The sequence below is a fragment of the Streptacidiphilus monticola genome (assembly GCF_042658505.1).
In the GTDB taxonomy this organism is placed as follows: Bacteria; Actinomycetota; Actinomycetes; order Streptomycetales; family Streptomycetaceae; genus Streptacidiphilus; species Streptacidiphilus monticola.
The window spans coordinates 34778-41876 of sequence record NZ_JBHSQJ010000066.1; the positions used below are offsets into that span (position 1 = coordinate 34778).

A 7099-nucleotide genomic window follows, 5' to 3' on the forward strand; every position below is an offset into this window, starting at 1 on the left:
GGGGCGTTCCGCTCCCGGCGCGGGGCTGTCGCGCCGAGCAGCGGGGGGCTGGTGCCCTGCGGCCGGGGATGCGTTGTAGCCCGGCCTCCGGCAGGACGGTCCCAAGTCAGGGGCGCCCCGCGCTGCGGGGTTTGGCGCCCCCAGGCGCGGGTGGGGGCAGCCCTGGGTGCCTCGCTCCCGCGCGGGCTGTCGCCAGCCGTGCCGGGGTGGGGGCGCAGCCCCGGGACGGCCGGGCGTGGGGGGAGGCTCGGGGCAGCGCGGGGTTGGGGTTCGCGGCCGGGTGCGGGGGGTCAGCCCCCGAGGAGCAGGCGTTCGAGCGCGGCGCGGGCGCGGGCGTCGGAGTGGGCGCGGGCGGTGACCGCGGTGGCGAGTTCGCGGGTCCACTCGTCCAGGGCGACCGGGCGGCGGGAGAGGACCACGCCGCGGACGACCTGGCAGACCTCCCCCGCGGGGCGGCCCTGGGCGACGTGCAGGACCAGGCGGCGGTCGTCCATCGAGACCTCCAGGCGCTCGATCCGCCCGGGTCGACCGGCCATGCGGTCGGCCAGGCTGCGGCGGCGCTCCACGGCCACGGCGTCCGTGGGCAGCGCGTCGGCCAGCGCCCCGGTCAGCACCTGGGTGTACACCTCCAGGTCGGCGGCGTCCCGCCGCAGCGCGGCTGCGAGCAGGTCGATCGAACCCGGTCCCGGCGCGGCCGGATCGAGCTCGCCGTGGTCGGTCATGTCGCTCCTCGTTGCGATGGTTCGTGGTACGCGAGATACCGAGAAAGGTACGGGGGCACACCCGCGCCTGCCCGGGCGTGCCACGTGACCAGTGTGGACCACACCCCGGCGGCGACGGCGTGCCTCAGCCGTCCAGGCTCAGCACCATCGTGGGCCTCTCGATCTCGTGGTCCGCACGCAGCGGCCGCACGGCCGTGCCGATCGCGAAGAACTCGGTGGTGTGGCCGCCCCAGCGGTGGTTGTGGGCGTTGAGCTGCACGCCGACGATGCCCTCCGCGTGCAGCGCCTCGGCCTCGGCCTGCATCCGGGCCATGGCCAACTCGCGGGCGTCGTACAGGGCCTGGGTGTACTGCTCGATCTCCACGTTCTTGCCGATGTTGGAGAACACCGAGCCCATCTTCTGGTGCGCGATGTGGTAGACGCACGTGCCCATGGTCATGCCCAGCGGCGCGTAGCCGGCCCGGATGAGCGTCCAGAAGTCCTGGCCGGACAGGTCGGAGGTGAACGGCTGGCCCTTGTTGTTGCGCCAGCTGGTCCCGCCCGGTGCGGGGTGGTCGGCCCGCACCGCGGTGCCGATGGCGATGAACTCGGCGATGTCCGAGCCGAACTCGCGCGCCTCCACGCTGAGCCGGACGCCGACGATGCCGTCCGCGCCCAGCGCCGCGGCCTCGGCCTCCATCCGGGTCATCGCCAACTCGCGGGCGTGGTACATGGCCTGACTGAGCGTCTCCAGCTCCTGGTTCTTCCCCCAGCGGCCCAGCTGGATCCCCACGTGGTAGATCGAGCTGCCGAGCACCAGGCCGATGGGCTGGAAGCCCGCCTCACGGACCAGCAGGAACTCGTTGACCGAGAGGTCGCTGGTGAAGATCGAGCCGGGGTTGCCCGGCTGCAGCTCGGCCAGTCGCCGCATCGCGTCGGCCGGCACGCCCTGCGCGGTCGGATCGAAGGTGCTCATCCGGGTGGGTCCTTCCCCCTGGTGGTGTGGTGCTGATGTCGGTTCGAAAAGCGCGGCGGCCGGGCCGGTCAGCGGCGCGCCGCCCGGCCCAGCAGCCGCCNGCAGGCGGTCGCCGCCGCCGTTGAGCGGCATGACGGTGAGGGTGCGCGGCTCGACCGGCCCGGCGGCGAAGCGGGCGATGGCGGTCCCGATGAGCGTGCTCTCGGCGACGTGGTCGGTCTGCTCGTTGTTCTGACCGCTGCTCAGGCAGCCCTCCTCCCAGACCCGCAGGGTGCCGTCGTCCAGGATCACGCCGTCGCCGCACTCGGAGCCCTGCCGGTACAGCTGCGTACGGGCGTCGGCGCGCACCTGCTGGACCAGCGCGGTCCAGCCGCCCATCTCCTGGTTGGACCACGAGCGGGCCTGCCGCCGCGTGCCGTAGTCGTCGTGGCGTACGCCGATGGACATGCCCACCAGCAGGTCCACCGGGATCCACCCGGCGGTGACCAGCTTGGCGAAGCCGACCCCGTCGAGGTGCGAGGTGAACGGGCGGCGCGGCCGCACCGGCCCGGCCGCACGGACGGCGGTGCCGATGACCTTGAACTCCAGGCAGTTGGGCGCGGCCGGGAAGGGGGCCATGGTCAGCTGCGCCGCCACCACACCGTCCCCGCCCAGGGCGGCGCACTCCGCGGTCATCCGGCCGAGGGCTGTGCGGCGGGCCGAGTCCAGCACCCGCACGAGCGCGGCGGAGGGGGCGCCGTGGCCCGAGAGGGCGACGCCGGCGGCTCCGTAGGAGGCGGCGATGCGGCCCGCGCCGGGGTAGAGGCAGGCGTGGTAGCCCCAGTAGCGGCCGCTGCGGCCGACGTGGTAGACCGCCGAGCCCATCACCTGGCCGACCGGTTCGAAGCCGACGGACCTGATCGCGGCGAACTCCCCGGTCGACAGGGCCGACGACCAGGTGCCGCTGGACCGGCCCTCGGTGACCCGTGCCATGGCGACGGGCGGCAGCCCGGCACCGCTCCAGGACTCCGTCATGCGTCCACCCCGCTCCCAGCCGAAGCACCAGGCCCTGATCGGTCACCGGTGGTCGGCACCGGTGATCCGACACCGCACCTTACGCGCCGTTCGCGGGCGGGGATAAGGGAGGTCCGGCCGACGCCGGTCGCCGCAGCGCGGCCGGGGGCTACGGGGCGTACATGTGGGCCGAGCGGGACGCGGGCGACCGGTCCGCACTGCCGGCCGCCGCCACGGCCATCGCCTTCGGTTCGTGGACGACGGCGCTGAACTCGATGGCCACCGGCCGCCCCCGCGCGCCGGTCAGGCGCGGGCTCGAGTGCCGCCGGACCAGGCCGCGGTTGGCGGCGCTGTGCAGCACGAAGCGGAGCCAGTCCGGGTCCGCGCCAATGGTGTTGGCGAGCTCGCGGGCGCTGAAGCGGCGGTCGGGATGCCGGGCCAGCACCTCCATGGCCCGGTCCAGGTGCCGCCCGGGACGTTTGTGCGGACCGCCGCCGCCCGAGGTCGTGCCCCGCCCCCGGGACCGCGGTTCGTGCACCAGCGGCGCGGCGGCCACCGGCCGGGCGGCCTGCGCGGGTGCCGCGTCGGCGGCTTCGGGGAGCCTGCCCTCCAGCAGGGCCTGCAGGCGCGCCTGGGCCTGCTCGATCTCCTGCAGCTCGTGCACGATGGCCTGCAGGCAGGCGACACGCCGCTGTTCGGCTGCGAGCCGGTCCTGAAAGATCGTCAGGCAGTCGGCGGGGGCGGCCGTCAGATCGGCCGACGTCAGATCCGCGATCACGTCGTGACGCTAGTGGGCGCGGGCCGCGTTCGGCCAGTCGGCCCCGGCGCGGCCACCCGAACGAAGGACCCACGGCGTCCGGGGGCCTGGAGCGGCCCTCCGTGGGTGGTGGGCCGGTCGCACAGTTCCACGCGCCCCAAGGGCCCCTGCGGGGCCCGGCCGCCGACACGGCGTCGGAGCCGGTCCCGGCCGGTCCGGCACGTGTGACGGCTTGTCAGGAGTCCGGCGCACGGGGGTCCTCGGGCGTTCACGGCGCGAGTGCGCCTCGTCCGTCCGGGTGGAGGTCGCCTGTCGGGGGTGGCGCCCGTCCCGACCGTCATGGCAGGCTCGGGGCACCCCACAAAGGATGTGTACGAAGGGAAGTAGGTGCCGTGCGGAAGCCCGCAGCCCTGGGAGCCGCGACGCTCGCGGCCGTCGCTCTCCTCGTCGTCCCCGGGCCGGCCCGTGCCGCGTCGCGGGCTCCGCTGGACTGGGACTGCGGGCCCGGCTGGGTCTGCCTGTACGCGCAACACGGCGGCGTGGGCGATGTCGTGGCGTCGCGTCAGTGCGGCGTCATCTCCATCCCGGACGAGTGGCGCGGCAGGATCCTGAGCGTCGCCGACCGGGCCGCGCCCTTCGGCGTCCTGCTGGAGCACAGCAATCCGGACGGGTCCGTTACCACCTTCGCCACCCTGGGCAACGGGGACGACCTGGATCTGACGGACGATCAGGCCGCTGAACTGGACTTCGTCTACCGCGTCTGCTGAGCTGCGGCGACACACCTGTGCCGGGAGGCCGGATCGGCATAGGACCACGTCATGTACCACGGACGTCAAGAGGGTCCAACGCGCCAACTTGTTCGGGTTCCCCTTGACGCGTCCGCGCGACGGCGGAGGATGGGCGCAGTCCTGACCACATGATCCGCTCAGGCCGTGCGGCAGGAGCGCGCGGTCGAACGGCGGCCTCCGATCGAGGTGATGACGTGCAGGTCCATGCGCTCTACTCGCCCTATGCCCCAGCGCTTCACCCTCAGCACGTGCGCATCAACCAGCGCACCGCCCAGTGGGCCGTCCGGCACCGCATCGGATCCGCCGAACTGCGGTCCGCGCTCGTCGAGTCGGACATCGGCACCTTCGCCGCGCGGATACTGCCGGAGGGGCGCGAGGACGTCGCCCAGCTCCTCGCCGACTTCGTGCTGTGGCTGTTCGGCGTGGACGACGGGCACTGCGAGGACGGCCAACTCGGCCGCCGCCCGGGTGCGTTGGCCGCCGAGCTGAGCCGGCTGCTGCGGGTCGCCCAGAACCCGGAGGCCCCGCTGCTGCCCACCGACCGGCTGGCGGCGGGGCTGCGCGACCTGTCCCGGCGCTTCACCGCGCTCGGCGGTACCCCGGCGCAGAAGGCCCGCTGGGTGGACGCCCTGCGCGAGTACTACCTCTCCGTGGTCTGGGAGGCCGAGCACCGCGTCGCGGGCACCGTGCCGACGCTGTCGGACTACACGCTGATGCGCCTGTACGACGGCGCGACCTCGGTGGTGCTGCCGCTGCTGGAACTGGGGCACGGCTACGAACTCGACCCGGACGAACGGGACGACAGACAGGTGCGCGCGCTGGCCGAGATGGCCTACTTCGTCATCTGCTGGGACAACGACCTCTTCTCCTACGACAAGGAGGCCCGGTCGGGGCACTGGGTCCTCAACGTGATCACCGTGCTCCAGCACCACCAGGGCTGCACCGTCGAGCAGGCGCTCGCCCTGGCGGTCGAGCAGCGCGACCGCGTGCTCTACCTCTTCGCCCGCTGCGCCGAAGCGGTGCGGCGCACGGCTTCGCCGCAGCTGCTCCAGTACCTGGACAGTCTGGCCGACTTCGTGCGCGGTGCGCAGGACTGGGGCGTCACCTCCGCGCGCTACGCGCTGGGGGCGGCCCCGATCGCGTTCACGCCCCGGCTGGAGCGGCCGTCGCTGGAGCCGCTGGACATCGCATCGGTGGCGTGGTGGTGGGAGCTGGTGGACGAACTCGGCTTGGAGAGGCCCGCGTTGCAGCCGCTGACGGTCTGAGCGGCGGCGCCGCCGCAGGGTTCCCGGGCTGGACGCGGGGTCAGGGCCTTTCCGGTGGATCCTTGCGGGCCCGCGCCGTTCCCCCCACCCCGGGGGGCACCTCCCGTTCGAAGGGCGGGGAACGACGCGGGCTGATCCGGAGGCATCCGCCGCACAGGCCGTAAGCACATCGGAGGCAATTCGTCCAGTACGCCCCGGACGGCGTGCGGGTTCGGGTAGGGTCCGGCCCGTGACGGGTGTCACAAGTGTGACGTCCCGCAAGCAAGTTGTGCTGCCTGCACCCACGCTCGGGCCACCAGGGGTCCATGTCCAGACCGGAGAGCACCTTGGAGAACCAGACCTCGCCGCAGCCGCCGACCACCCTGGTGCCGCCCCCTGGCTGCCCCGCCCACGGGGCCGGCCAGGCGGGCGAGTTCACCCCGCTGTACGGCGGGGAGGCGGAGACGGACTCGGAGCGGCTGTACGAGGAGCTGCGCAAGCGGTACGGGGCCGTCGCCCCGGTCCTGGCCCCCGGCGGCGTCCCGGCCTGGCTGGTGCTGTCCTACCACGCCATCACCGAGGTGCTGCGGGCGCCGTCCCGGTTCACCTCCGACCCGCGCGTGTCCAACCGGCCGCTCGAGCCGACCCACCCGCTGGCGCCGATCGCGATGTGGCAGCCCCTGATCAACTTCGCGGACGGGCCGGAGCACCTGCGGCTGCGCGAGGCGGAGAACACCACGCTGGGCCAGCTCAACCGGCGCGGCATGCGCCGCTACGTCGAGCGCGAGACCGACCACCTGATCGACCTGGTCTGCGCCGACGGGCACGCCGACCTGGTCGCCGACTACGCCGAGCAGCTGCCCATGCGGGTGCTGACCCGGCTGTTCGGTCTGGCCGACTCCGGGGGCGCAGAGCTGGCGGCCGCCTGCCGCGACCTGCTCAAGGGGTCCGAGACGGCGCTGCAGAGCAACGCCAAGGTGGTCGCCATCCTCACCGAGCTGGTCCGGGACCGTGCCGAGAACCCGCGCCAGGACATCCCGTCCTGGCTGCTGAACCAGCTCACCCCGGACGAGGTCGTCCAGCACCTGCGCCACATGCTGGTCGCGGGGAACGAGACCACGACCAACCTGATCACCGACACGATCCGGTTCATCCTCAGCGACTCCCGCGCCCACGGCCGGCTCAGCGGAGGACACATGACGCTGCCGGACGCCATCGAGCACGTGCTGTGGAACAACCCGCCGCTGCGCGTCCTGCCCGCCCGCTACGCACTGCAGGACACCACCCTGGGCGAGGGGGAGACGCGGACGCAGATCCGCAAGGGCGACATGCTGCTGCTGGGCCTGGCGGCCGGGAACACGGATCCCGCCATCCGGCCGGACCTCGAGGAGTCGATGGTCGGCAACCGCTCGCACCTGTCCTTCGGCGCAGGCCCGCACTCCTGCCCGGGCGCGGACCTGGGCCGTGCCATCGCCGAGACCGCCATCGACCGGCTGCTCACCCGGCTGCCGGACGTCCGGCTGACGGTGGCGCCGGCCGAGTTGAAGGCCGACTCGACGTGGATGGCCCGCCATGTCTCGGCGCTCCCTGTCGAGTTCACGCCGACCGCGCCCAACTCGGAGCCCCGGCGGGCGACTCCG

6 protein-coding genes are annotated in these 7099 nt (G+C 73.6%); 3 read left to right on the forward strand and 3 right to left on the reverse strand.

The genetic code is table 11. From position 1 onward, the window contains the following. Positions 1 to 290: 290 nt before the first annotated feature. The 3 genes from ACFP3V_RS16715 to ACFP3V_RS16725 all read right to left on the reverse strand — a co-directional run bounded on the left by ACFP3V_RS16715 (position 291) and on the right by ACFP3V_RS16725 (position 3448). On the reverse strand, positions 291 to 722 hold the full coding sequence (locus ACFP3V_RS16715; protein ID WP_380584119.1) for a hypothetical protein: 432 nt from the start codon (positions 720 to 722) through the stop codon (positions 291 to 293). Between the two features lie 124 nt (positions 723 to 846). Next, positions 847 to 2691, reverse strand: a complete 1845-nt coding sequence (locus ACFP3V_RS16720) for a heavy metal-binding domain-containing protein (RefSeq protein WP_380584121.1) — start codon at positions 2689 to 2691, stop codon at positions 847 to 849. Between the two features lie 148 nt (positions 2692 to 2839). Next, a complete protein-coding gene (locus tag ACFP3V_RS16725) occupies positions 2840 to 3448 on the reverse strand; it encodes a hypothetical protein (protein WP_380584123.1) in 609 nt (202 codons plus the stop codon). 371 nt (positions 3449 to 3819) lie between these two features. Between ACFP3V_RS16725 and ACFP3V_RS16730 the strand changes: the two genes are divergently transcribed. From ACFP3V_RS16730 to ACFP3V_RS16740, 3 genes are all read left to right on the forward strand, one after another. Then, on the forward strand, positions 3820 to 4194 hold the full coding sequence (locus ACFP3V_RS16730; RefSeq protein ID WP_380584125.1) for a hypothetical protein: 375 nt from the start codon (positions 3820 to 3822) through the stop codon (positions 4192 to 4194). A 149-nt stretch (positions 4195 to 4343) separates the two neighbouring features. After that, positions 4344 to 5480 (forward strand): selina-4(15),7(11)-diene synthase, encoded by a 1137-nt coding sequence (locus ACFP3V_RS16735; protein ID WP_380584127.1) that lies wholly within the window; start codon positions 4344 to 4346, stop codon positions 5478 to 5480. 305 nt (positions 5481 to 5785) lie between these two features. Next, a partial coding sequence (locus ACFP3V_RS16740) for a cytochrome P450 family protein (protein ID WP_380584129.1) occupies positions 5786 to 7099 on the forward strand: 1314 nt, incomplete at its 3' end.

Coding starts and splice junctions, on each gene's coding strand:
- ACFP3V_RS16715 (WP_380584119.1), bottom strand. CDS start 722: ATGACCGACCACGGCGAGCTCGATCCGGCCGCGCCGGGACCGGGTTCG.
- ACFP3V_RS16735 (WP_380584127.1), top strand. CDS start 4,344: ATGATCCGCTCAGGCCGTGCGGCAGGAGCGCGCGGTCGAACGGCGGCC.